Genomic DNA, 23713 nt, shown 5'->3' with positions numbered 1-23713 from the left:
TGCGTCCTTTTGTACCATGTTGAGGACGCAGGTTCCACTTAAGCCGGTGGTCCGAAAATCGGGGTTAAGCGCATTTCTCCCGATTTTCCTCCACACCTAGTCCATAAAAATATGCAAAACCGATAGCATATTCTGCATATGGATTGTGTTTTTCCGCAGCTTTACTAAACCATTCGAAACCAATTTTATGATCTTCCTTAACTCCTATTCCATTCGAGTAGCAATAACCAAGGTTAGACATTGCCTTTGGGAAATCCTGCTCCGCAGAGAGACGGTACAGTCTAATTGCTTCAGAAAGGTCAACATACACCCCCAATCCATTCTGATAACACCACGCCAATCCATTTTGAGCCGCAGGATCCTTGAGTTCTGCCCCCTTTTGATACCATTTCACAGCTTCCTCTAGACGATCACTTTCGGAACAACATTTACCTAGATAATAATATGCAGCAACATTATCGCTTGTTGCCTCCTGCCTAAATATAAGTTCAGCCTTTTGATATTCTTTCTTTTCAAAATGCTCCATAGCAGTAGTAAATTGCCCGACCGCCTGCACCGAAAAAGTGCTCCAAGCGAAAGAACAAACAAGAACAAAGCTTTTCATCATTCGCTCCATTTATATATCCATCAACCGATGCCTTAGCTCGCGCCCCAGCCCATCCAAATCAGGATATACGCGTTGCCGAGTGATTCCGAAGCAAGTCAACTGCCTGAGCATGACTTCCCTATCGACAGAAAGCACAAACTTGCGGATAAAATTAACATGTGAAGACTCATCACAATCCATACAATTCTCATCTATAGACCTTTCAAGGCCCCCATGCAGTGTAAAGAACGAGCTTTGAGCAACAACTCGACGATCCAACAAAGGTGGACTGATCGCAATAGGACGCTCTATATTTCTGTCTTTTCCATTGGAATCTTGTTTTTGATTAAACCTCAAAGGATGTAGATGGTTTATCCAATGTAGGGATTGCCTTTGCCCTTTCTCGGAATACCTTTCATTCACTGAATTTGGTGGAACCATAATATAAGGTTCTTGGATAGGCGCATTATGATGATTGAAAAGAAATGGATTTAACATCCACACACAAGGATCACCATCCTTTTCATTGGTCAAGAGAGCGAAAAAGAGGGCAACCAAGCAATTACTTGTCCAATCCAGCAACCGTGTTGGAACGCCATAATGCTGCATTAGAAAATACATTTCCCAGTCATTCAGCTCTCTATCCAGAAATCCCCTAGCCTGTTGCTTAAACTCCAGAAAAGTTGATTCTTCATCATGAACATCATTTTTGTATCCCGGCCGATATTGGCTAGGCAACAAGCTATGGTTTGTCCCACAACCCCGAAACCAACAGATTTTCCAATCATTGCCATTCCAGTCTGATTCGACATCGCATACATGCTTCACGAACTCTGCCAATGAATGCACTGAAATCTCTTTTGTTGCAGGTTTGTTCATTTTCCCAATCCTTTCGGACGCCGTGCCCTTTCATGACCTGATGGCTCCGCCGAAGCGTCGCCCTCCATTGCTCCTTCCCTCATACCAAATCCATTCCCACCCAACTGTAGACGCGACGCCCTCGTCGCGTTCCTTGCGTGCGGCAAGCGACGAGGGCGTCGCTTCTACGCTTTCCTCAAAACCGTTCCCGGTTGCCCGCGGCTCGGACAGAGCCTCGCCCTCCACAGTTCAATTCCTCGTCTTCGTGCCTCTTGTGCTTTTTCGTGGCCATGAATTCCCGTTCAACCGCAACGAAGCTGGAAGCTTCGTCTACGATAGGGCGCTTTCGAGTTTGGCGACGAGGATGTCGATCTCCTCTTTGGTGCGCTTTTCGGTGAAGGCGAGCAGCAGGACGTTTTCCATCCCTTTGTAATACCGCCCGACGGGGAAGCCGGCGGCGATGCCCTGGTCGACGAGGGCGCTGACGACTTCGGAGGCGTCCTTGGGCAGGCGCACGGCGAATTCGTTGAAGAAGCGGCGGTTGAAGGCGGGTTCGACGCCTTTGATGGCGGTGAGCTTGTGGTAGGCGTATGAGGCGCGGTCCATGCACTCGCGGCCGACTTCGAGGAAGCCTTCGCGGCCGACGAGCGAGAGATAGATGATGGCGCGCAGCGCGCAGAGCTGGACGTTGGAGCAAATGTTGGAGGTGGCCTTTTCGCGTCGGATGTGCTGCTCGCGGGCCTGGAGGGTGAGCACATAGCCGCGGCGCCCTTGGGCATCCTCGGTTTCGCCGACGATGCGGCCGGGCATCTTGCGCACATATTTCTTTTTGGTGGCCATGAAACCGAGGTAGGGGCCGCCGAAGTTGAGCGGCAGGCCAAGGCTTTGCCCTTCCCCGGTCACGATGTCGGCGCCCATGGCGCCGGGTGTTTCGACGTGCGAAAGCGCGACCGGATAAACCGACATGATGGCCAGCGCCTTGACTTCGTGGATCTTTTCGATGAGCTCGGCGAGGTTGTCGAGGCAGCCGAAAAAGTTGGGGTTTTGCAGGACGACGGCGCCGACGGAATCGTCGAGCGCGCCGATGTGCGCCGCGCGGTCGGCGACGCCGTTTTTGGAGAGCGGGATCTCCTGGTAGTCGACCGACAGGTTCTGGGTGTAGCAGCGGAGCATCTTGCGGTAGATGGGGCTGACGCCTTCGTCGACGAGCACCTTGTTGCGCTGGGTTTGGCGCAGGGCCATCATGATGCCTTCGATCAGCGCGGTGCCGCCATCGAACAGCGAAGCATTGGCGACCTCCATGTCGGTGAGGCGGCAGATGGCGGTCTGGTATTCGAACGCGGCCTGCAAGGTGCCTTGGGAGGCCTCGGGCTGGTAGGGGGTATAGGCGGTGTAGAATTCGCCGCGGCTGGAGAGGGCGTTGACCGCCGCCGGAATGTAGTGGTCGTAGAAGCCGGCACCGCAAAAGTTGACGAGGTTGGTGGAGTTTTTGCGGGCGATCTTGCGGATATGCTGCATCATCTCCATTTCGGAGAGGCCTTCGGGGATATCCAGCTCGGCGGAGCGCAGGTGGTCGGGGATCGCGGCGAAAAGCTCATCGAAGTCGGCAATGCCCAGTGCCTGGAACATCGCGTCCTGATCCTGCTCGCTCGTTGCGCAAAACGGTGTCTTTTTCATTTCTCAGCTACCTTTTCCAACCACTAATTAACACTAATCCCCACTAATTCCCGCAGGAATGCGATTAGTGCAAATTAGTGCAGACTAGTGGTTCAACTTTCTTGCTGTTCCTTCTTTATAGAACGGGAGATCGACGACTTCGGCGGGGAAGCGCTTGTTGCGGATCTGGACTTCGAGGGTGCGGCCATAATCCGCGAATTCGGGTTCGACGAAGGCCATGGCGACGGCAACACCGAGGCTGGGGGCAACGGAGCCGCTGGTGACCTCGCCGATTTCGATGTCTTCGTAGTAGATCTTGTCGTGCTCCCGGGCCGCGCGTTTGGAATCGAATTTGAGCCCGACCAGCAGGACTTCGGGATCGTCGAGGTCGGCGGCGACGTTTTGCTTGCCGATGAAATCCTTCTCCATGTCGATGAACATTCCGCGCGAGGTGACGGCGGGGGAGCGGGCGGCGGAGAGTTCGTGGCCGTAAAGGGAATAGCCCATTTCGAGGCGGAGCGTGTCGCGCGCGCCCAGGCCGCCGGGTTCGCAAAGGCCGTGGGCAACCAGCTTTTCCCACAAGGGGCCGGCGGCGGCGTTGGGCAGGTAGATTTCATAGCCCCATTCGCCGGTGTAGCCGGTGCGGCTGAGGATGCAGGACTCGAGTTCGTTGAACCGGAAATAGCCGAGGTCGGGCAACGGGCATCCGAGCACATCTTCAAGCACATCGCGGGATTTCGGCCCCTGCACATCGAGTTTGGCGAGGGCGGCCGAGAGGTCGGAAAAGGAGGTGGTTTCGCAAATGCGGCTTTTAATCCAGGCGGCATCCTTTTCGGCGGTGCCGGCATTGACGACGAGCATGTAGCGGTCGGCATCCATGCGGTAGACGGTGAGGTCGTCGATGGTTCCGCCATCGTCGTCGAGCATGAAGCCGTAGCGCACCTGCCCGACGGCCAGCGAGCGGATGTTGCAGGTGAGCAGGTTTTCGAGATCCGCCTGGGCGGTTGGGCCGCGGAGTTCGAACTCGCCCATGTGGCAAATATCGAAAACGGAAGCCTTTGTGCGGGTCTGGGTGTGTTCATCGAGAATGCCCGCATATTGGATCGGCATATCCCAACCGCCAAATTCGCCCATGCGTGCGCCAAGCTCTTGATGCTGCGTGTGCAGCGGAGTTTTATTCATGATTCGCGCACCTTACGAAAACGCCCTGCCTGCCGCAATTGGAATTTCGTCTTATTAGCGGAAGTCCGACGAAATTCTTCCCATATGGAACTAAGCGTAATAAAGTGAGCGGCAAAAAATGAGGAATTGCGGCAGTCGAATGCGCCATCGGACAACCATTCTCTATACCATCGCCTGGATAGCGTACATTGTTTTTACGTTCGGCCTATTTCCATACCTAAATACCAACGTTTTGATTCCCTCGGTAATCCTGCTGGGGCTAGGGGGCTGGTTGTTTGGCCGGACGGTTGGCTTTTGCATCGGCTTTGTGGCCCTCGCCCATCAATTCCTGCTCTACCAAACCTTCGCCGCCGACTATGCCCATTTCGAAGAACGCGCGGTGGGGCCTTTTCTCTACATCACGCTGGTGGGCTTAAGCGGGACGCTACGCAACAACCTCGACGGCATCAAGGAGGCCAATGAACGGCTGGACAAAGCCGTTCTGGTGCGTACCGAGGAGCTCGGCCGCCTAACCCAGAGAATCATCGAGCACTTGGAAACGGCCCGCATCTCCCGGGGACAGGAACTGCACGATGGCATTGGGCAGCAGCTCACGGGCATCCAGCTCTACGCCACCTCGCTGGCCGACCAGCTGGCCGCAGAACAAAACGGCGGCGCATCGCTGGCCTATTCGCTCACCACCCGCTCCAGGATCATCCACAACAAGATCCGCCATGCCAGCCGCACCGTCTACCCGATGCAGATCCGGAAAGTTGGACTCCGCCCGGCACTCGATGAGCTGGCCTCCTGCCTACGGCTCAATCAAAACGTCGAGGCGTCGGCCGAAACCGTAGGCGACGTGGACTCCGTCCCTGCCTCAACCGCCCTCCAGCTCTACCGGATTTGCCAGGAAACCGCCTTGCTGGTGATCAGCCGATCCCGCGCAAAACGGATCAGCATCAAGGTTGCATCGTTCCCCTCCTCGTTCGAACTCGCGGTCGTGCACGACGGAATTCCTACCGCCGACACACTGGCCAACTCGACGGAAGCGAGGTTGATCGACTACCGGGTGGCACAGATCCATGGAAGCATGGAATCCCGGCGCGAAGGCGAACGGCTCGAATCCCTGAAGGTTTCGATCCCCAAAACCCTGGAAGAGACCGCGGGATGAAGGCACGAACGATCCTCTTCATCGTCGCCTGGGCCCTCTACGCCGTGGCAACGTTCGTACTGTTTCCCCGCTTCAACAGCAACGTGGGCTTCCCTGCCATCCTATTCACGGGGGTTGGAAGCTGGCTTTTCGGCCGGTCGACCGGCCTGTGGCTTTTGCTGCCCATGCTCATTCACCAAATCGCCTTGTTCGAATATTTTGCGGATGAATACATCTATTACACCGACCGAGTCATCGGTACGGTCATCCACCTCTCCGCGATCGCCCTCGTCGGGACGCTCAAGGATAGCCTGGAGTCCATCCGCGCGGTCAACACCCGGCTCGACCTTGCCGTCCTGGAACGCACCCGGGAACTAGACAACCTCACCCAAAAACTGATCGAACACCTGGAAACCCTCAGAATCTCCCGCGGACAGGAGCTGCACGACGGCATTGGGCAGCAGCTCACGGGCATCCAGCTCTACGCCACCTCGCTGGCGGACCGCTTGGCCGCGGAACAAAACGTCGGCGCATCGCTGGCCTATTCACTCACCACCCGCTCACGAATCGTCCACAACAAGATCCGCCATGCCTGCCGTACTCTATACCCGATGCAGATCCGGGAAGTCGGCCTCCGCCCGGCCCTCGACGAGCTGGCCTCCTGCCTGCGCGTTATCAAGAATATTGAAGTGGGCATCAATACCCAAGGCGACATCAGCTCGATCCCCCCGGCCACGGCCCTTCAACTCTTCCGCATCTGCCAGGAAACCGCGTTGCTCGTCATCGACCGGTCCCACGCCCAGCGGATCGGCATCGGGGTCTCGGTGCTCCCCTCCGCACTCCAACTCTCGGTCGAGCACGATGGAAACCCCGCCGCGGCCATCCGGGACGGCTCGAACGAAGCCCGGTTGATCAACTACCGGCTGATGCAGGTGAATGGCTCCATCGAAATCCTAACCGGCGACAACCAGATCCAAACGCTGAATATCGCAATTCCCAAAACGCCGGGGGGGATGGCCGCATGAGTTCAACAACCCTGCCCTATTGCCTGGCATGGCTTTTCTTCTTTGCCTTTTCCTTCACGATGTTCCCGGTCTGGCACGAGAACACGTTCATACCAACCATACCGCTCCTGGGAACCGGCGCATGGCTCTATGGACGCACGCGCGGGCTCCTGCTGATTATCCCCGCCCTCTTCTTCAACGCCCTCCTCTTGAGCGGAATCCATGCCGACCTCGCCCGCTATCCCATGGCCAAACTGCCGGGAGTCGCCATATATATCGTTGCCGTCCTATTCATCGGAACCCTTAGGCAAAACCTGGAAGCCTTCAAAGAGGCCAATGAGCGCCTCGACCAAACCGTCAGCAAAAGAAACCTGGAGCTATCGGCCGTTGCGCGGAAACTCCTGGAACACTCGGAAAGCATGCGGACCCTGGTTGGGCAGGAGCTCCACGACGGGATTGGCCAGCAACTCACCGGCATCCAGCTCTATGTTGCATCCCTCGCCGAACAACTCTGCTCGGAACACTGCCCATGTGCCGAAATGGCGCGGGCCCTGAGCAACCGGGCCCAAACAACCCACAACCTCGTCCGCCGGGCGGCCCGCTCCCTCTTCCCCGTTCAGATCCCGGAGGTCGGTCTGCTTCCCGCCCTGCGCGAACTGGCGGCAGGTTTCGAGGATTTGAGGGGAGTCCGCATCACGGTTGCATCCTTCTGCGAACCCGAGGTCTCCCACGAGACCGCATTGCAGTGTTTCCGGATTTGCCAAGACGCCCTGCTCCTCATACTCAACCAGACGCAAAGCAAGACCATCTACATCGGCATTGACACCACCCCATCCTCCATTACCCTTTCAATCAGCTACAATGGAACGTCGATTGCGCGGCAGATGGCGGATTCAACACAAGGGCGGCTTATTGACTATCGCCTCCTTCAGATCCAAGGCACCATGGAAATCATGCACACCAGCCCCAAAACCGAGAGCCTCGTCTTCGAAGCCCCGCACCCCGAAAGGACCCTGGCGGCATGAAGAAAAGCCAAGCCATTCTGTTGGGAGCCTGGCTGGCCTATATCGGGTTCAGCTTTTTCCTCTTCCCTGCGTTGAGTATCACCGTGTTTCTCGCCTCCATTCCACTCGCGATGCTAGCCGGCTGGCTGGGCCGGCACCAGGGGGTGATCTCCACCGTTGCCCTAACCATCCCCTACCACTTTGCCGTGCTCCTCTACCACACCGACGGAGGAACCATCCTCTTCGAAACCATCAACCCCTTCGGCCTCGGCTCCCAGCTCATCTTCGGGCACAGCGCCGCCCTGCTGAAAACCACGCGCGACCGCTACCTCCTGCTCAACAACTCGCTGGAGGATCTCGTGAAGGAACGCACAAGCGAGCTCCAGGAATTAACCCACCATTTAATGGAAACCGAAAAACGGGAATATTCCGACATTCTCGAGTCCTTGCTGGAAACCCCGCTCGCCGAGCTCCGGGCCATGCGCAGCATCAGCCTGCTGTTAACCGAACATCTCGAAACCACCGGCCACAACCAAGCGGGGCAAGCAGGGCACATCGGCGCGGTGGTCGAAGATTGCATCTCCAATCTCGAAACGCTTGAAAAACATGCGCTGCCCGACACCGCCAGCGAGGCAGGGCTTGAGTACTTCATCCGAACCCTCGTCAACCAGCTCGCCGACCTTTCACAGGTCGAAGTGGAACTGGTTTCACCCGAAAACTGGACGGAGGTTGAAGAAGGGAAGAACCATCACCTTTGCCAAATCGTCCATGAAGCCGTTTCAAACGCCATACGCCACGCGAAACCATCGCGCATCGAAATCGGCGTCGAGCAGGACCCCGATGCCACAACGCTCTACATCGAAAACAACGGAACCCCCTTCAACGCCGGCGAAAGCAATGGCATGGGGCTGCCAATCATGCACTACAGGGCATCCAAGATCGGCGCCACCTTCGCCATCAACTCGACCAACGAAAAAAACACCCGGGTCGAATGCAAAATCCCAAAGAAGTCCGCTTAACATAAAAAACTTCCATCCCGGCGGCCCAACCCTTAAAACCTTCGCCATGAACTCGTTGATCCTCGCCGCTCTCGCCGCCGTCCTCTACATCGTGGCCTACCACACCTACGGCCGCTTCCTCGCCCGGAAAATCTTCAAGGTCGATCCCAACGCCAAATGCCCGAGCGAAACCCACCACGACGGGATCGATTTCGTCGCCACCGACAAAACCGTCCTGTTCGGCCACCACTTCACCTCCATCGCCGGAACCGGCCCCATCGTCGGCCCGGCCATCGCCATTATCTGGGGCTGGGCGCCAGCGCTGGTCTGGATCCTCGTCGGCTCCATCCTCATGGGAGCTGTCCACGATTTTGGCTCCATGATGATTTCCCTGCGCCACGAAGGACGCACCATCGGCGACATCGCCGGCGACATCGTCAACCCCCGCGTCAAATCGCTCTTCATGCTGATCATCTTTTTCGCGCTCTGGCTGGTCGTGGCCATCTTCGGCGTGGTGATCGCCGCCGTCTTCAGCATCTTCCCCGAATCGGTGATCCCCGTCTGGCTGCAGCTCCCCATCGCCATCTGGCTCGGCTTCATGGTCTACAAGAAAGGAAAATCGCACATCACGTTCGGGATCATCGCCACGGTGCTCATGTATGCCACCATCATGCTCGGCGCATACCTGCCCGTGAAACTCCCCGAACTCGGGTTTCTGAGCGATGTCGGGATCTGGGTAATCCTATTGCTCATCTATGCCTACGTCGCCTCCACCCTGCCCGTCACCGTCCTGCTCCAGCCGCGCGACTACATCAATGCCTTCCAACTCTGCATCGCCATGGCGCTGCTGCTGCTCGGCATCGTCGTCACGCATCCGCCGATGGTCGCCCCCGTCGCCAACCTCGGGGCCGAAGGCGCACCCAACCTGATCCCGATCCTCTTCATCACCGTCGCCTGCGGCGCCATCTCCGGCTTCCACTGCCTCGTCTCATCCGGCACCTCCTCCAAGCAATGCGACCTCGAAACCAGCGCGCAGCCCATCGGCTACGGCGGCATGCTGCTCGAAGGCATGCTCGCCGTCATTGTCATCATCGCCTGCGGCGCCGGCATTGGGCTGGGCCTCGAAAAAGACGGCACGCTCTACACCGGCGTCGAAGCCTTCAACCAGCAATACGCCAGCTGGGCCACCGCCAAGGGGCTCGGCGCCAAGATCGCCGCCTTCGTCACCGGCGCCGCCAACATGGTTTCAGGGCTTGGGCTTCCCAAGGAAGTGGTGCTCACCCTCATGGGCGTCTTCGTCGCCTCGTTCGCCGCCACCACGCTCGACACCGCCACCCGCCTCCAGCGCTATATCGTCTCGGAAATCGCCAACAGCTGCAACGTCCCCGCCCTCGGCAAGAAACACCCCGCCACCTTCATCGCCGTGTCCACCGCCCTCCTGCTCGCCTTCTCCAGCGGGGGCGACGGCAAAGGTGCGCTCGCCCTCTGGCCGCTCTTCGGCGCCGTCAACCAGCTGCTTGGCGGCCTCGCCCTGCTCGTCATCACCGTATGGCTCGCCAAGAAAAAAGTGCCCGTCATCTTCACCGCAATCCCCATGGTCTTCATGATCGCCATGACCGCCTGGGCCATGAAGATCAACCTCGTCGACTTCCATGCCAACGCCCAATGGCTCCTCTTCGGCATCGGTGCCATCATCAGCCTCCTTCAGGCCTGGATGGTAGCCGAAGGCATCATTGTGCTTGTGCGGCTGAAGCTAAAATAGTGCGTATTGCGTATTGCGTATTGCTTCCAGAACTACGTACGTTCGGCATAGGTAAAACGCAGTACGTAACGGAGCTCCCCATGAACAACCTATACAAAGACCTCTTGACCAAAATCGGCGAAGACCCGCAACGCGAAGGCTTGCTCGACACCCCTAACCGCGCGGCCAAGGCCATGGAATTCCTCACCAAAGGCTACCGCCAAAAGCTCGAAGATGTCATCAACGACGCCATCTTCACCGTGGAAGACAACCACATGATCATCGTCAAGGACATCGAACTCTATAGCCTGTGCGAGCACCACATGCTGCCCTTCTTCGGCAAATGCCACATCGGCTACATCCCCGAAGGCAAGGTGCTCGGCGTCAGCAAGCTCGCGCGCATCGTCGACCATTTCGCCCGTCGCCTCCAGATTCAGGAACGCCTCACCAACCAAGTGGCCACCACCCTGATGGACACCGTCGCCCCCGAAGGCGTCGGCGTGGTCATCGAGGCACAGCACCTCTGCATGATGATGCGCGGGGTCGAGAAGCAAAACTCCTGCATGGTCACCTCCGCCATGCTCGGCAGCTTCCGCAGCGAATCCTCCACCCGCAACGAATTCCTAAAACTCATCGGGAAATAGCCCCCCTTCGGCAAGAACATCCGCCTCAAGATCTATACAGACTCTTGTGCTCACACCTTTAAAGGTGTGAATTAATATTCAATAAATGCCTCTAAAATGTGACTTTTATTACATTTCACACCTTTAAATGTGTGAAATTAATCCCCAGGGGAACGTCGGTTCCTGACTGTTGTTCCAATTCCCCCTTTCCCTTTGCTCTGGGCCATCCCGTCTGGAACGGGGATCAGTAGTCCCACCAAAGGTTGAGGGTGTACGACTTGATCTTCCTGCCCTGGTAGGTGTGCGGGCATTGGGGCATGGGCCAGTAGTAGCCCATATAGGGTTGCCCCACGCGGGCGCCATTGGTGACGCATCCCATGAGATTGAAGATTTCACCATCCTCGCCTTTGATCACAAAGGCAACCTGCCCGATCTCTATGATCCGCCCCTGGAATATTCCCCGCTCCGGCACCTGCTTCTTGCGTAGATTGAAGGCGGCGATGGAGCCGGCCCAGGCTTTTTCCACGGGCAGATGCCCCTCGATGGCGGTATCGAACTTGTATTGCAGGTAGCGCAGCGAGTGGGGATCGAGCCGTTGGGCTTTTCCATTGCACGCTTCGCACTCCGGTTTTTTTTCGGCGGAGCAGTCGGCACACGGGATGGTGAGACCGGAAAGCTTAATCTTCTTGGCGAGCTGGGGTGCGGTCTTGCCCAGATGCCTCAAGTGGAGCGATGCTTTTTCGGACTCCCCCTTGATCAGGTTTTGGATGATCGCGTTGATGTCATCCTTTGGTTCGGCCAGGATCGGGATTCCGAAAAAGTCGTTGGCGGCCGCCACCGAGGCGGCGATGGCCGCCAGCAGGATGAAAAGATGGGGTCGTTTCATTTTAGCCTGGGATTATTGGCCTCGACCCAGCGGATGACCTGGTCGAACGTTTCGGGCGATGCCATCTGGTGCTTCATGTCCGGAATATCGAAGAAGCGCACAACGAAGTCGTGCTCCTCGAAACTCTGTACGGTGCGCGGCATGTATTTATAGTTGAAGTCGCCGGGTCCGCTGATGAAGGCATAGGGTTGTCCATGGTCCTGGACATCGTCGATGTCGCCTTCGTCGGCAAACGGCAAGCAGGTGGAGGAGGTCAGCGAAAAGCTGCGCACCGAGTTGAACGCCGCACGGAAATCCCCGGGATAAAGGAACGTGGCGATGGTTGATTCCGCACCGCCGCCGCTGGTGCCGCCGATGTAGACGCGCCGTTCGTCGATGTTGAAATCCTTCCGCAACTGCGCAAGCGTATCGAGGGCCAGCGCGCAGCGGCGCATATCCGATTCCTTGTTGCCGGCGCCATTGGGCGAAGCATAGACCAGACGATGCTTGTCCATCATGGCCTGATAGCCGGGTTTGGGGGAAACGCCTTTGTTGCCGGGTGAAATATGGATGTAGACGCCGAGTTTTTCCTCGCCGGTGTATTCCTCCGGGCAATAGGCGAACATGGTCGGGCGATAGTCCGGCGGGCGCACCGCATGCTCGGGCGAAACGAACACGCCCTGATCCCGCACATCGACAATACTGGCTTCGTTCTTGAAGAAATCGAGCACCTTTTTCCCGCAGGATGATTCGGAGTAATAGTCCTTCCAATCCGCCCAGCGGCGCTCGGTGATGGGTGCGCCGGAACGGAGCCCGAGCAACGCCTTCATCCGGTCGCGCTTTTCCTGCGCGAGCTTCGCCTGCGCGGCCTTCAGGTCCTCCAGGTGCTTGTGGACAAAGGCCTGGTCTTCCTCGCAAAAGGTTTCGAGCGGAACCCGGATGGCCTTGCCGTTTCGGTCGAGCACCAAGGTTCCGCCTTCGAGCGCCTGGAACTCGGCCTCGGCGGTCTTCCCATCCAGACTCGTCCAAGTGCGCGGTGAGGCCTGTACAATAAGGGCGAGGCCGATAAGTACCATTCCAATCGTTCGTTTCATGCCACCTTTCCGGAGCTAGAAGGATTCGACCACATCGCTGTCGATCGTCCCGATGGCGGCGGCGTCGGGGTCGTCGCGCGGGACTTGGGACAACGGCACACTCAACTGTTGGGGCGAGCTGGGGCCCATGCCGATCACGTAGGGGCGGTAGCCCTTTTTCTTGATCTCGAAGACGCGCTCGCCGTCAATCACGGTCGTGAAGGGGGACGTTCCCAGCTTTTCGAGCCCGCCCAGCCGGTAGACATCCGCCCCCGGCGGATCGGTGACAATCGTCTTGTATGGAACCTCTTCGAGGTCGACCAAGAGCCGCGAAGGGGAGTCTGCCGACACCGCCACCGACCGGTCGTAGCATCCTTGTTTTTTGACTTCGAACAAGGCATCGCCATCAACCTGGACGGTATAGGGCACTTCGCCGAGCTTTTCGATGCCGCCGGCCCGGTAGACCTGTGCCCCGGCGGGCCCCGAGATGGTAACCTGCGTGAGCGGCTCCAGCTCGATCACGATGCGGTGCGGCGCATTGCGGCTGACCAGCGCATACTTTGAACGGAACCCGGGCAGCCGGTATTCCAAGGCCGCGCCGGCCTCGACATTGAGCCGGGCTGGCGTCACGCCGATGCGCTCGCCCGCAACGCGGTCGTAGATGGAGACCGACCCCTGATCGGAGACAAACATGATATCCTTGTAGTAGGCCGATTTGTATCCGGAGGTGGGCTTGAGCTCAACCATATAGGTTTCGTTCGGCACCAGGTCGCGCTCGACGGTCTCGTAGCCCTTCAGCTGAACCACCACGCGCTCGCCGCTCGCCAGGTGGAGGCCGCAGGGCGTAGTGCCCAGGATTTCGCCATCCTCCTTGCGGAGCAGTTGGGCCCCGGGGGGGCGCGAGTCGATGCGCGTTCGGCCCACCCACTGGAGGTCGAAGTGGAGCGTCTTCGGGTCGAGCGAGGTTACGGTGAACTCCTCCTCCACATAGCCGTACCGTTTCAGGGTGAAGGCGCGGTAGCCCGACATCAGGTTGAAGCTATAGGGGGTCTGCCCGATCTTTTGGCCATCTTCGTAGATCGTGGCGCTCGGGGTTGAGGTGAGCACGAACGACGTGCAACCGAACGTCCCCAGCAATGCCAGCAGCAGTGCGCCGCGAACCAAGCCATTCCATGTTTTTTCTTTCATAAAAACCTCCCCCCCCCCCTACTGGATCGTGGCTTCGATGGCCATCCGGTCGAAGCCGAGCCGGTCGAGGAATTCCCGATAGAACCATTTTGGCGGATCGGGTTGTTCTTTCTCGAAATGTTCAACATAGGATTTCCAGGCATTGGGATGGGCGAGCAGGGGCGGATAGAGTTCGCCGGGCGCGGCCTCGAGCTCGCCGGCGAGCAGTGCTTCGGAAACCTTGAGCTGGGCCATGGCATAGCGGGAACGCTGCTCCGCGCGTTCCCGGGAATAGCCGGCCTCGATGAGCTTGGCGTAGACCGCCGTCAGCTCCGGGGTTCCGATGGTCGGGAACGCATAGTCGCGGTAGGCATCCGCGGCCGCGCGGAATCCTTCGGCCTCGAAAAACTCGATGCGCTTGTTGGTCCGGCGGTCGGCGTTGCTCCAGGTTTCGCCCAGGAACACAATTTCGGTCAGGCCGGATGAAAAGCCGCCGAGCCAGGCCAGCGATCCATCGTCGAGGGCATCGGGCAGCTTGTAGGCGGAATGACCGATCACCACATAGTGGTCCTCCCTTCCTTCGCCGCGGTCGATGGTTTGGGTTTCCACGAAGACGCGGGTGCGGGCCTTGCTGTATTCCTCCGGCCGGCGCATCGCGAACGTGGGCTTGCGGTAGACGGGCCAGAGGGAGGCGAGCAACTGCTTGGTCAGGTAGCGGTCGGCATTGACCCGGTAGCCCTTGTCCTTGCTCGGCTCGTAGACCATCTGCTTGTCGAGGATGGAGGGCAGCAGCAGCGCCGTTTCCTGGCCGTCGGCCTCGAACGATCCCGGCTCGATGCCGGGCGCGAGCTGCATGAATTGGTATAGCGAAAGGTCCTGCTGCAGGGCAAAGGTCTGGTCTTCGCCGAGGGCAACGGTGCCCCCTTCGCGCACATCGGTGGCAATCAGCGCCAGCGAAGGGCTGAAGAGGTGCACCGCCACGTAGGGCTTGCCGGCAAACAGGATGCGTTCGACCGCCAGCGACTCGGTGGTCGTTTGGCCGAAGTCGGGCACGGTGCACTCGAGGTGCAGCGAGGGGCGCATCACGCCGCCACTGAACTTGCTGCGGTTGATCTGTACGTTGACGTTCTGCGTAATGCTGATGGCCAGCAAGGTCACCAGCAGCAACGCCACGGCCAGCGTGCAAAGCGCAATATCCGAAAACGACTCGAAAATGGAGCCGTCCTCCTGTTCGTCTGAGAACTCGTCGATCACGACCCTATTCCCCTTTGGCTTCCTTGGGCTCTTCCGCGGTGGCGGCCACCAGTCCGGAGAGCATGGTTGCGGCTTCGTTCAACTTGTTGGCCAGATCGGCGGCCTTGGCATTGAGGCGCTGCTCGGCATCTTGCCGGGTTTTTTCGACCGCTTTTTCGACGTTCTCCACGAAGCCCGCCATTTGTTTGTCGGCCTCCTCGTGAGTGGCGCGGATGGAGCTCAATAGTGATTGGAGGCGTTCGTCGGCAAGCCGGTTGGCTTCGTCGGCGTTCTTTCCAACGGTTTCCGCGAGCAGTTTGATCCGCTCGTCGGCCTGCTGGTTTGCCGTATCGACCATCGCGCCGATGCGCTCGGCGGTAGCGGTGGCGCGTTCGTCGGCGAGCCGGCTGGTTTCCTCGACCGTGCTTTTGCTGGCCTCGACCAGCTCCTTGACTTGCCCGGCCATCCGGCCGGTGGAGGCGGCCAAGTTTTCCTGGACGGAGCCGACGATGGTTTCCAGCTGTTCGGCGGCGTGGCGCGCGCTCTGCTCGATCGCGCCGCCGACCGTGGTGGAGATGGTGCCGAGCCGCTCGTCGGCGCGGCGCGATGTGCCTTCGACGGATTCTGCGATGGCGGTGATCAGGGCATGGGTGCTCTCGGCGTTGTTCGCGCTGGATTCCGCGAGGGCGGTGGTGATGGTGGAGAGGCGTTCGTCGGCCCGGCGGGAGGTCTCTTCGATGGAGCTGGCCACGGTGGCCACGAGGGCCTCGGTTCTTTCGTTGGCCTGCCGGCTGGTCTTGTCGACCGTCTCAACCAGATTGCCCAGCCCCTCGGCCAGGGTGGCCTGCTTGGAATCGAGCGTTTCGATGGTGCTGCCGAGGCTGGTTCCCAGTTTGCCCAGCTGTTCGCCGAGGGTGGAGATGCGCGCCTCCATTTCAACCAGCGATTCCGAGGCCTTCCTGGCAAATTGCGGGGAAATGAACAGTTCGCTGAACGCGAGGGTGTCGGCCACGAGTTTCAGGCCCGACTTGCGCATTTCGGAACCGAGCACCTTCAAGACCACGCCGCCGAGCAGGGCGCCGATGAAGGTGGTGTAGAAGGCGGTGCCCATGCCGGAAACCGTATCGGTTAGCCCCATCTTCATGGTGGCGAAATCGGCACTATTGGATTGCAGCACCTGGTCGAGGCCGTTGACGGTCATGATCAACCCAACCACGGTGCCGAGCAGGCCGATGGTGATGAGCATGCTGGCCACCACATGGATGTTGTCGACCCTGGCCTTGATCTTGGCGCCATAGGCCGAAACCAGGGTGCGCACCTCGATGCGCTCGCTGCGGCGGATGCGCTCCATGGCGGAATCGAACATGGCGGCGACATCGGATGAATTGGCATCGCCAATGTGCTGCGCATCGTCCATCGCCAGCAGGGCCTTGAATTCCGACTGGAGATAGAGCGCCACAAAGAAGGAGGAGCCGAAACCATAGATGAAGAAGCCCATGATCAGCCATGTGATCTTGCTCGAGTCCAGCGTGAATGCCTCAACAAAGTGATCCCAGGTAATCAGCAGGAAAGCCGCGAGCACCAGGATGCTCCAGAAAGTCCACGTCATGATCGGGGAAACGTTCTTCTTCGCCATGTATCAACCTCTCTTCTACAGGCGTGAGCCATGCCGCGCCACACGCCGCCACACTACGACAATGCCGCGCACTATGGCAGAATGAATCCTTGTTGCCATGATAAATCCAATATTTGTTAAGATCTGAAAGCGCCGGCCGGCCGTGTCCAACACCCCGGGCGCCTGGACGTTGTATAGACACAGTCAACCAAGGAGAGACCCTATGAACAAAGTATGCAAAACCATCGTGGCAACCGCCCTGCTCACGGCATTCGCCGGAACCATCCCAACCGCCTATGGCGACAAGGACGGGAAAGGGAAGAAGGACGCACCCAACAAGAAAGAGCATGCGAAAAAGGAACATGCCGGGAAATCCGTTTGCGAAAAGTGTGAAAAACGCGAACAGCAGGAACGTGCCAAGCGCAAGGCCGCCGCCGAAAAGAACCAGCGGGAAATGCTGCGCCGCTTCGATTTCGACCGCGACGGAAAGCTCTCCACCCCTGAACGCCAGCAGATGCAGAGCCAGCTCATGGTGGAGCAAAGCCAAATGGAACACCAAAAGCTAGCCGAGAAACACCACATGGAACGCCAGAAATTGATCGAGACCCAGCGGGAGCGGTATGCGGATTTGATGCAACGCCACAAGGCGGAACGCGACCGCGAAGTGAAAGCCAAGCTTGAGGCGGAAAAGAAAAAGGCCAGGATCGAAGCCGACAAGAAGAAAAAGGCCGAGCAGAAGAAGGAGCCGAAAAAAGACGCTCCCAAGAAAAAGAAACAACCCAAGAATCCCGCCGAATAGGTTCCCCCGAACCACGCAACACGAAAAAGCCCGCCACCTTGATCGGTTGCGGGCTTTTGTTTTATACCGCGGAAGTGGGTTAGGCGCCGACGTCTTCCTGGTAGCGGCCCTCGGGGGCGGTGCGGATGCTCCAGCGCAGGAGTTTCACGAGCAGGTCGTGAGAGACAGCTTCGAGGCCGGGCCGGTTCCAGAGGTTGGAAAGTTCGTCGGGATCGTTTTCGAGATCGTAGAGCTCGGAGTCGTTGGTCTCGCGCATGATGAGCTTCCAACGGTCGGTGCGGATCATGCGGGTGCGCGCCATGGTGTCGGGATATTTGGAATAGGTTTCCTGCTTGCCCTGTGTGGCCGGACGTTCGATGCCGTCGTGCGCCTCGGTCAGCGGCACGTTGAACCGTTCGCGCATCGGCGCCTCATGGCCGCCGTCGGCAAAGACCGCCTCTTTGCGCTTCTCGCCGGCGATGATCGGCAGCAGCGATTCGCCCTGGATATTCCAGTCGCCGTCCAGCCCCAACAGCTCCAGCACGGTCGGTGTAAAATCGACGTGCTCGCTCATGCTTTCAATGCGCCGGCCCTCTTCCATGCCCGGAACATGCATGACGAACGGAACGTGCAGCAGGCAGTCCTGCATCGCCGTATCCCATTTTTCAGGCAGACCGTATTGCCCGGCAAAGTCGCCGTGGTCGGAGGTAAACACAACAACGGTATCATCGAGCAGGCCCTGCTTTTCGATTACGTCCAGCACGCGCCCCATCAGCTCATCAACCTTGGTAACCATGCCGTAGTAGACGGCCTGGATCTGCCGGAAGTCGGCTTCGGAGGCATGCTTGCCGGCACGGATCTCGCGCATCTTCTCGATGCACAGCGGCGGGTTCTCCGGCAGTTCATGCGGGTAGGCCTTGATGGCCTCGCGATCGTACATCGAAAAATACGGCTCCTCCACTTCGTAAAGCGGATGCGGTGCGCTGATGTTGAGCTGCATGAAAAACGGCCTGGATCGGTCGCGTACATTTTCCAGGTAATGGACGGCCTGCTCGGCGCGGTTGTCGTCGCAAAAGTATTCAAGCGGCTTGGTGCGGCGGTAGACCTCGAGGTTGACCGCCCCGCCGTTCACGGTGATCGACCGGCTCTCTTCGGTCGGCTGCTGCACCTTCCAGGATTTGGAAAGCAGCGGCTTGAAATCGTTGGGCTCGAACGACTGGTAATCAACGACGCCGGAGCTCTTCCTATTATTGTCGCCGTAAAAGTTTTCCCAGACATGGTTGATGCCGAACACCGCCGTCTCATAGCCTGCCAGCGAAAGGCGGCGCAACAGGTTCGGGCGGTTGGGCGGCAGCAGGTTGGTTTCGTTGACCGTGCGGATGCCGTCGGCGTGGGCGTAGCGCCCGGTCATCATGGCGCACCGGCTGGGCACGCACTTGGCCGAGACGGAAAAATGCCGGTTGAATACCGTGGAGCGTTGGGCAAAGCGGTCGAGGTTCGGCGTTTTGCAATCGGGGTTGCCCATGAAGCCGAGCGCGTCGGCGCGCAGCTCATCGGAATGCAGGATGATCAGATTTTTCGCCCGCCTATTCACAGAACCCTCCCGCCCGGTTGCGGCGGATCAGTGCCTGCCGCTGCTCCAGACAGCCGCGCGTGGTCAGCGGATCCTCCGGCGTGTTGATGCAATAGTCAACGAGCCGGTCGATGGTTGAAGCGGCCACATGCAGGCGGGTATCGCTCGACGCATAGTAAATCAGCACCTCGCCGTTATCGCGCAGGATCCAACCATTGGAAAAAACCACGTTGGAAACATCGCCAACGCGCTCGACTCCGAGCGGCGCGATGAAATGCCCACCCGGGCGGTGGATGACGCGGGATGGATCGTCGGGCGCGGTCATGAACAGGTAGAGGACATAGCGCAGGCCGGCGGCGGTGTTGCGTACACCGTGCGCAAGGTGCAGCCAGCCTGCGGCCGTTTTCAGCGGAGCCGGCCCCTGGCCGTTCTTCGATTCCTTGATCGTATGGTAGACGCGTTCTTCAATCACCTTCTCGGTGCCGATGACCGCATTTTCCATGGAGTCGCACAACGCCCAGCCGATGCCGCCGCCGGAACCGGTTTCAATGAAACCGTCCTGCGGACGGGTATAGAGCGCATATTTTCCATCGATGAATTCGGGGTGCAGCACCACGTTGCGCTGCTGCGGCGATTCCGAAACGAGATCGGGCAGCCGTTCCCATGTTTTCAGATCGCGCGTACGCACCAGCCCGCACATGGCCACGGCCGACGAGGTATCGTGCGCCGGAGCGGCGGGATCCTTGCGCTCGGTGCAGAAGAGGCCGTAGACCCAACCGTCTTCGTGCTTCACCAACCGCATGTCATAGACGTTGGTATCGGGCACATCGGTTTCCGGCAGGTCGACCGGCTCGTCCCGGAAACGGAAGCCATCGATCCCGCTGTCGCTCTCGGCGATGGCAAAAAATGATTTGCGGTCGTTGCCTTCGGTACGGGTGACGACCAGGATTTTCCCCTCGTGCTCGATGGCGCCCGCATTGAATACGCAGTTAATGCCGAGCCGCTCCATCAGGAACGGGTTGGTTTCGGGGTTGAGATCGTAGCGCCACTCCAGCGGAACATGGTTGCGGGTCAGCACCGGGTTTTTAAAGCGTTGGTAGATGCCGTTATAAAATGAATCGTCCAAGCGGTTCGGACATGAAAGCAGCTTCTTGTGCCCGGCCTTCAAGAGAGCCCGTTTTTCCTCGAATGGCAGATTGAATAGATCCATAAATATTCCTGTCTAGCGATTGAATAAACGTTGTAGGCCGAAACGGCGCATTGTTCAACTAAATTTGTTTAGTTCGTTTAAATTAGCTTGCAATGACCATATCCAGACCGTACACATAGTCAAGTTAAACTATTTTAGCAAATTCGGATTATGCATGACTGAAGAGACCAAAATCGAGCAGCAGGACGCCCCCCGCAAAGAGGTCATCTGCTATGGAGTCGGCGGGCTGGGCAACCAGCTTTGCATGAACTTCTTCTATATCGTTTCCCCGATCCTGATCATTGCGCTCCATATCAACCCCCTGCTCGTCGGCCTGATTATTGCCCTCAAAACGCTATGGGACGGCGTGACCGATCCGGTGATGGCCTACATTTCCGACAATGCCAAAAGCAAGCGCGGCCGTCGGCGCCCGTTCATTCTCGGCGGCGGCCTCTCCATGTCGGTCATTTTCATGCTGATCTGGCTCTTCCTGCCGACGGGCGACATCCAGATCGAACCGAACGAAAAGCCGGAACCCGTCATCGAACAGGTGGCCGCCGAACAACCGGTCGAAACTGAAAAGCCGGCAGCAGAAAAACCCGCGCCGAAACAGGCCGGTCGCAAATCGGTCTGGACAAAGACGGCCGAAGGCTTCGGCGCCTTCGGGGAAAGTACCGAAGCCGAGCGCACGGTCATCCTCTATATGATCTTCGCCACCCTGCTGCTGGCCACCGCACAGACTGTTTTTTCGGTGCCCTACTATGCGCTCGGCATCGAGCTTTCCCCCTCCTACCACGGCCGCACGCAGGTGGTTGCCTGGCGCGCGGCGTTCCAGCAGATTGCCGGGCTGATCAACCCATGGATCCTGCCGTTCTGCATGCTGCCCTTCTTCGCCAACGCGATCCGGGGCATCACGGCCTTCTCCATGATCGCCGCCGGCATCATGGCTCTGACCACCGTGCTGCTTTTCCGCTTCTCGAAGGAACGTACCCACGCGGCACCTCCGAAGCGGACGGATGCAAACCATATCGGAATCTTCAAATCCATCGGTCTCACGCTCAGGAATGTCCACTTCCTGAAAATCCTGGTACTCTACCTGATCTTCCAGTTTTCCATCGGCATCTTCATGCAGCTCGGCATCTTCCTGAACATCTACTATGTGTTCGACGGCGACAAACTCGGCGGTGCCGCCATGACCGGAAAAATCGGCACGCTCGGCTGGGCGCTCGGATTCGCCGCCATCCCGCTCATTACCTGGATGTGCAAAAAGGTCGGGAAACACAACGCCCTGCGCGCCGCCATCGTGCTGATGATCATCGGTTCCGCCCTCAAATGGTACGCCATCAATCCCGACCATCCCGAATACCAATACATCCTGCCCTTCTTCTTTTCGCTTGGCATCTCCAGCGTCTACACCGTGCTCAGCACCCTCATGGCCGACGTCACCGACGTGGACGAGCTGGCCACCGGCACCCGCCGCGAAGGCATGTTCGGCGCGGTGATGGCCTTTATGATGAAGGGCATGGGCTCGCTGCAGTTCATTGCAGCCGGCGCGGTGCTCGTTGCCACCGGCTTCAATGCCGAAGCAGGAACGGCCCAGGCGGACGGTGTTTTCCTCTGGATGCGCATTCTCTACAGCATCGTCCCCGCCGTCATGCTCTCCACCGCCCTGCTTGTACTCCACAACTATCCCCTCACCGCCGCGCGCATGCAGGAGATAAAAGCTGAACTTGCCAAACGTAAAACCGAAGGAACCGCATCATGAAAAAAATAATACAAACCCTCTTCGCCGGACTGCTTGCCCTCTCCACCACCCAGGCCGACACCCTGACCCGCTACGACACCGAAGGAGCGACTGTTGTTGGATCGTCCTCCGTTTCCGACACCGCCGGTGCGGCAAACATGACCGCCAGCGACCTCACCATGACCTCGGCAAACAACAACAAGGTGGCCAACCGCTTCGTTGCCGTGGACTGGACGCAAGCCACCCCCGCCGCCGCCCTCGCCAATGGCGAATATATGTCCTTCACCGTAACGCCCGACAGCGGCTACAAGCTCGATCTCGACTCGCTCGATCTTGTCTTCTCCGTTCAGGATGGAAATACCGACTGGGCGGTGTACAGCAGCGCGGACAACTTCACAACCGCACTCGCATCGGGCACGGATATCCCAACCATCATTTACACAACGGCAAACGTTGATCTAAGCGCGCCGGCCTTTGACGCCATAACCGCTCCGCTTGAGTTCCGCGTGGCCTTCGGCGGTGTGAACCAATGGGTTTGGGCGGGGCTCTCGACCGATGGCAATTTTGTGGGCTGGCCAAAGCCGTCCGCCGCAACGCTCCACGGCACCGTGGATCTTGCAGGCCCCGGCGGCGAAGACCCGAAACATGTGAAGGTGTTCCTGATGGCCGGCCAGTCCAATATGGAAGGCCACGGCCATGCGGCCGACCTCACCGATCCTTCGCTGGTCGATGCCCGGTCAACCATCTGGTACGACGAAGCCTCCGTGCCCGCCATCACCAACGGCACCGCCGCCACCGACTGGGGACAGCTGGAAGTCGCGGGCGGAACCTTCGGGCCCGAAATGTCGTTTGCAACCGCCATTCAGGGCTCGTTCATTTCCAACCGCATCGCCATCGTAAAAGTGTTCAAAGGCGGAACATCATCCGCCTACTGGGCTCCTGGTGCCGTTGCCGGCCAATGGGGCGAGCACGTGGGCTACCTCGCGCTGATGGATCGGATCGACGATATCGAGGCACGTCTGAATGCGCAGGTTACCGCCGGCGACATCGACAGCTATGAATGGAGCGGCTTCCTCTGGATGCAGGGCGAAGACGACTCCAACGGCACGCTCAAGGGCAACGCGGCCTACATCAATAATACCACCAACCTCTTCGCGGAAGTCCGCACCAAACTGGGCACTCCCGACCTTCCGATTGTATTGGGTCGCACCAGCTTCCAGCTCGACCCCTCCGTCATCCGCCCCACCGGCGTCGACCGCAGCGGTTACACCCAGGGCGACTATATTTCCGACACCCAGTTACGCGGCCCCATTTGGTACAGCCAGCAGCTGGCCGACATCCGCGCCGCGCAAACCGCTTTTGCCGATACCACGTGGGTTGATACGGACGATCTCCCCATGACCGATGCCTGGCACTTCGACGGCGAAGGGCAGATCACGTTCGGCAACCGCCTGGCCGCACCGTTCCTCAACGTCGTTGCGCCCGAAATTGACCTTACCATTGTTTCCGCCGGCATCATCGGCTGGACAGCCAAGTCGAACTGGGTGTTCGATGTCTACTGGACGGGCGACCTTGCGGAAGATCCGTTCAGCTGCATTGCCTCCAACCTGGCCTTCCCAACGGACATCTACACCGATACGGTTCACAGCGTGGAATCGGCTGGATTCTACAAGGTGAAAACCCACCAGCCCTAAA

20 protein-coding genes are annotated in these 23713 nt (G+C 58.7%); 9 read left to right on the top strand and 11 right to left on the bottom strand.

Annotated features, from left to right (window positions below):
* Positions 1-64: 64 nt before the first annotated feature.
* From E9954_RS28695 to gcvT, 4 genes are all read right to left on the bottom strand, one after another.
* The gene (locus tag E9954_RS28695) at positions 65-616 is read right to left on the bottom strand and encodes a tetratricopeptide repeat protein (protein ID WP_136082731.1); all 552 of its coding nucleotides are present in this window, start codon (positions 614-616) and stop codon (positions 65-67) included.
* Positions 617-1465, bottom strand: a complete 849-nt coding sequence (locus E9954_RS28690; RefSeq protein WP_136082730.1) for an FRG domain-containing protein — start codon at positions 1463-1465, stop codon at positions 617-619.
* Positions 1466-1774: 309 nt separating this feature from the next.
* Entirely contained in the window at positions 1775-3121 is a 1347-nt protein-coding gene (gene gcvPA / locus E9954_RS28685; protein ID WP_136082729.1) for an aminomethyl-transferring glycine dehydrogenase subunit GcvPA, read from the bottom strand.
* A gap of 84 nt (positions 3122-3205) precedes the next feature.
* Positions 3206-4282: a glycine cleavage system aminomethyltransferase GcvT gene (gene gcvT / locus E9954_RS28680; protein WP_136082728.1), complete on the bottom strand. Its 1077-nt coding sequence runs from the start codon at positions 4280-4282 to the stop codon at positions 3206-3208.
* 139 nt (positions 4283-4421) lie between these two features.
* Here gcvT and E9954_RS28675 point away from each other — a divergent pair, with 139 nt between their 5' ends.
* The 6 genes from E9954_RS28675 to folE all read left to right on the top strand — a co-directional run bounded on the left by E9954_RS28675 (position 4422) and on the right by folE (position 10802).
* On the top strand, positions 4422-5432 hold the full coding sequence (locus E9954_RS28675; protein ID WP_168442667.1) for a sensor histidine kinase: 1011 nt from the start codon (positions 4422-4424) through the stop codon (positions 5430-5432).
* Positions 5429-6436 (top strand): sensor histidine kinase, encoded by a 1008-nt coding sequence (locus E9954_RS28670; RefSeq protein WP_136082726.1) that lies wholly within the window; start codon positions 5429-5431, stop codon positions 6434-6436. Before E9954_RS28675 ends, E9954_RS28670 begins: the two co-directional genes overlap by 4 nt.
* Complete coding sequence (locus E9954_RS28665; RefSeq protein WP_136082725.1) at positions 6433-7440, top strand: sensor histidine kinase; 1008 nt, start codon at positions 6433-6435, stop codon at positions 7438-7440. The genes E9954_RS28670 and E9954_RS28665 overlap by 4 nt, the downstream gene beginning before the upstream one ends.
* On the top strand, positions 7437-8438 hold the full coding sequence (locus tag E9954_RS28660) for an ATP-binding protein (RefSeq protein ID WP_136082724.1): 1002 nt from the start codon (positions 7437-7439) through the stop codon (positions 8436-8438). Before E9954_RS28665 ends, E9954_RS28660 begins: the two co-directional genes overlap by 4 nt.
* A gap of 46 nt (positions 8439-8484) precedes the next feature.
* Entirely contained in the window at positions 8485-10179 is a 1695-nt protein-coding gene (locus E9954_RS28655; RefSeq protein ID WP_136082723.1) for a carbon starvation CstA family protein, read from the top strand.
* A gap of 80 nt (positions 10180-10259) precedes the next feature.
* Positions 10260-10802, top strand: a complete 543-nt coding sequence (folE, locus tag E9954_RS28650) for a GTP cyclohydrolase I FolE (RefSeq protein WP_136082722.1) — start codon at positions 10260-10262, stop codon at positions 10800-10802.
* 223 nt (positions 10803-11025) lie between these two features.
* Here the strand turns inward: folE and E9954_RS28645 are convergent, their stop codons facing one another.
* The 5 genes from E9954_RS28645 to E9954_RS28625 are packed head-to-tail and all read right to left on the bottom strand — an operon-like array spanning position 11026 to position 16755.
* Positions 11026-11667: a hypothetical protein gene (locus E9954_RS28645; protein WP_136082721.1), complete on the bottom strand. Its 642-nt coding sequence runs from the start codon at positions 11665-11667 to the stop codon at positions 11026-11028.
* The gene (locus E9954_RS28640; protein WP_136082720.1) at positions 11664-12740 is read right to left on the bottom strand and encodes a hypothetical protein; all 1077 of its coding nucleotides are present in this window, start codon (positions 12738-12740) and stop codon (positions 11664-11666) included. Before E9954_RS28640 ends, E9954_RS28645 begins: the two co-directional genes overlap by 4 nt.
* A gap of 15 nt (positions 12741-12755) precedes the next feature.
* Positions 12756-13907 (bottom strand): PEGA domain-containing protein, encoded by a 1152-nt coding sequence (locus E9954_RS28635; RefSeq protein ID WP_136082719.1) that lies wholly within the window; start codon positions 13905-13907, stop codon positions 12756-12758.
* An 18-nt stretch (positions 13908-13925) separates the two neighbouring features.
* Positions 13926-15140, bottom strand: coding sequence for a hypothetical protein (locus tag E9954_RS28630; protein WP_136082718.1), 1215 nt, complete (start codon positions 15138-15140; stop codon positions 13926-13928).
* 4 nt (positions 15141-15144) lie between these two features.
* Positions 15145-16755, bottom strand: a complete 1611-nt coding sequence (locus E9954_RS28625) for a MotA/TolQ/ExbB proton channel family protein (protein ID WP_136082717.1) — start codon at positions 16753-16755, stop codon at positions 15145-15147.
* A 202-nt stretch (positions 16756-16957) separates the two neighbouring features.
* Between E9954_RS28625 and E9954_RS28620 the strand changes: the two genes are divergently transcribed.
* Positions 16958-17533 (top strand): hypothetical protein, encoded by a 576-nt coding sequence (locus E9954_RS28620; RefSeq protein ID WP_136082716.1) that lies wholly within the window; start codon positions 16958-16960, stop codon positions 17531-17533.
* 79 nt (positions 17534-17612) lie between these two features.
* Here the strand turns inward: E9954_RS28620 and E9954_RS28615 are convergent, their stop codons facing one another.
* A complete protein-coding gene (locus tag E9954_RS28615) occupies positions 17613-19106 on the bottom strand; it encodes a sulfatase-like hydrolase/transferase (protein WP_136082715.1) in 1494 nt (497 codons plus the stop codon).
* Entirely contained in the window at positions 19099-20295 is a 1197-nt protein-coding gene (locus tag E9954_RS28610) for a glycoside hydrolase family 130 protein (RefSeq protein WP_136082714.1), read from the bottom strand. Before E9954_RS28610 ends, E9954_RS28615 begins: the two co-directional genes overlap by 8 nt.
* A 154-nt stretch (positions 20296-20449) precedes the next feature.
* On the opposite strand from E9954_RS28610, the gene E9954_RS28605 reads away from it, so the two are divergent.
* Both E9954_RS28605 and E9954_RS28600 read left to right on the top strand, forming a co-directional pair.
* Positions 20450-22039 (top strand): MFS transporter, encoded by a 1590-nt coding sequence (locus tag E9954_RS28605; RefSeq protein WP_136082713.1) that lies wholly within the window; start codon positions 20450-20452, stop codon positions 22037-22039.
* On the top strand, positions 22036-23712 hold the full coding sequence (locus E9954_RS28600; RefSeq protein ID WP_136082712.1) for a sialate O-acetylesterase: 1677 nt from the start codon (positions 22036-22038) through the stop codon (positions 23710-23712). The genes E9954_RS28605 and E9954_RS28600 overlap by 4 nt, the downstream gene beginning before the upstream one ends.
* The last annotated feature ends 1 nt before the right edge of the window (position 23713 follow it).

The sequence above is a fragment of the Pontiella desulfatans genome, from assembly GCF_900890425.1.
In the GTDB taxonomy this organism is placed as follows: Bacteria; Verrucomicrobiota; Kiritimatiellia; order Kiritimatiellales; family Pontiellaceae; genus Pontiella; species Pontiella desulfatans.
The sequence above is the reverse complement of the archived record's forward strand: the minus strand, read 5'-3'. Positions and strand labels throughout refer to the sequence as shown.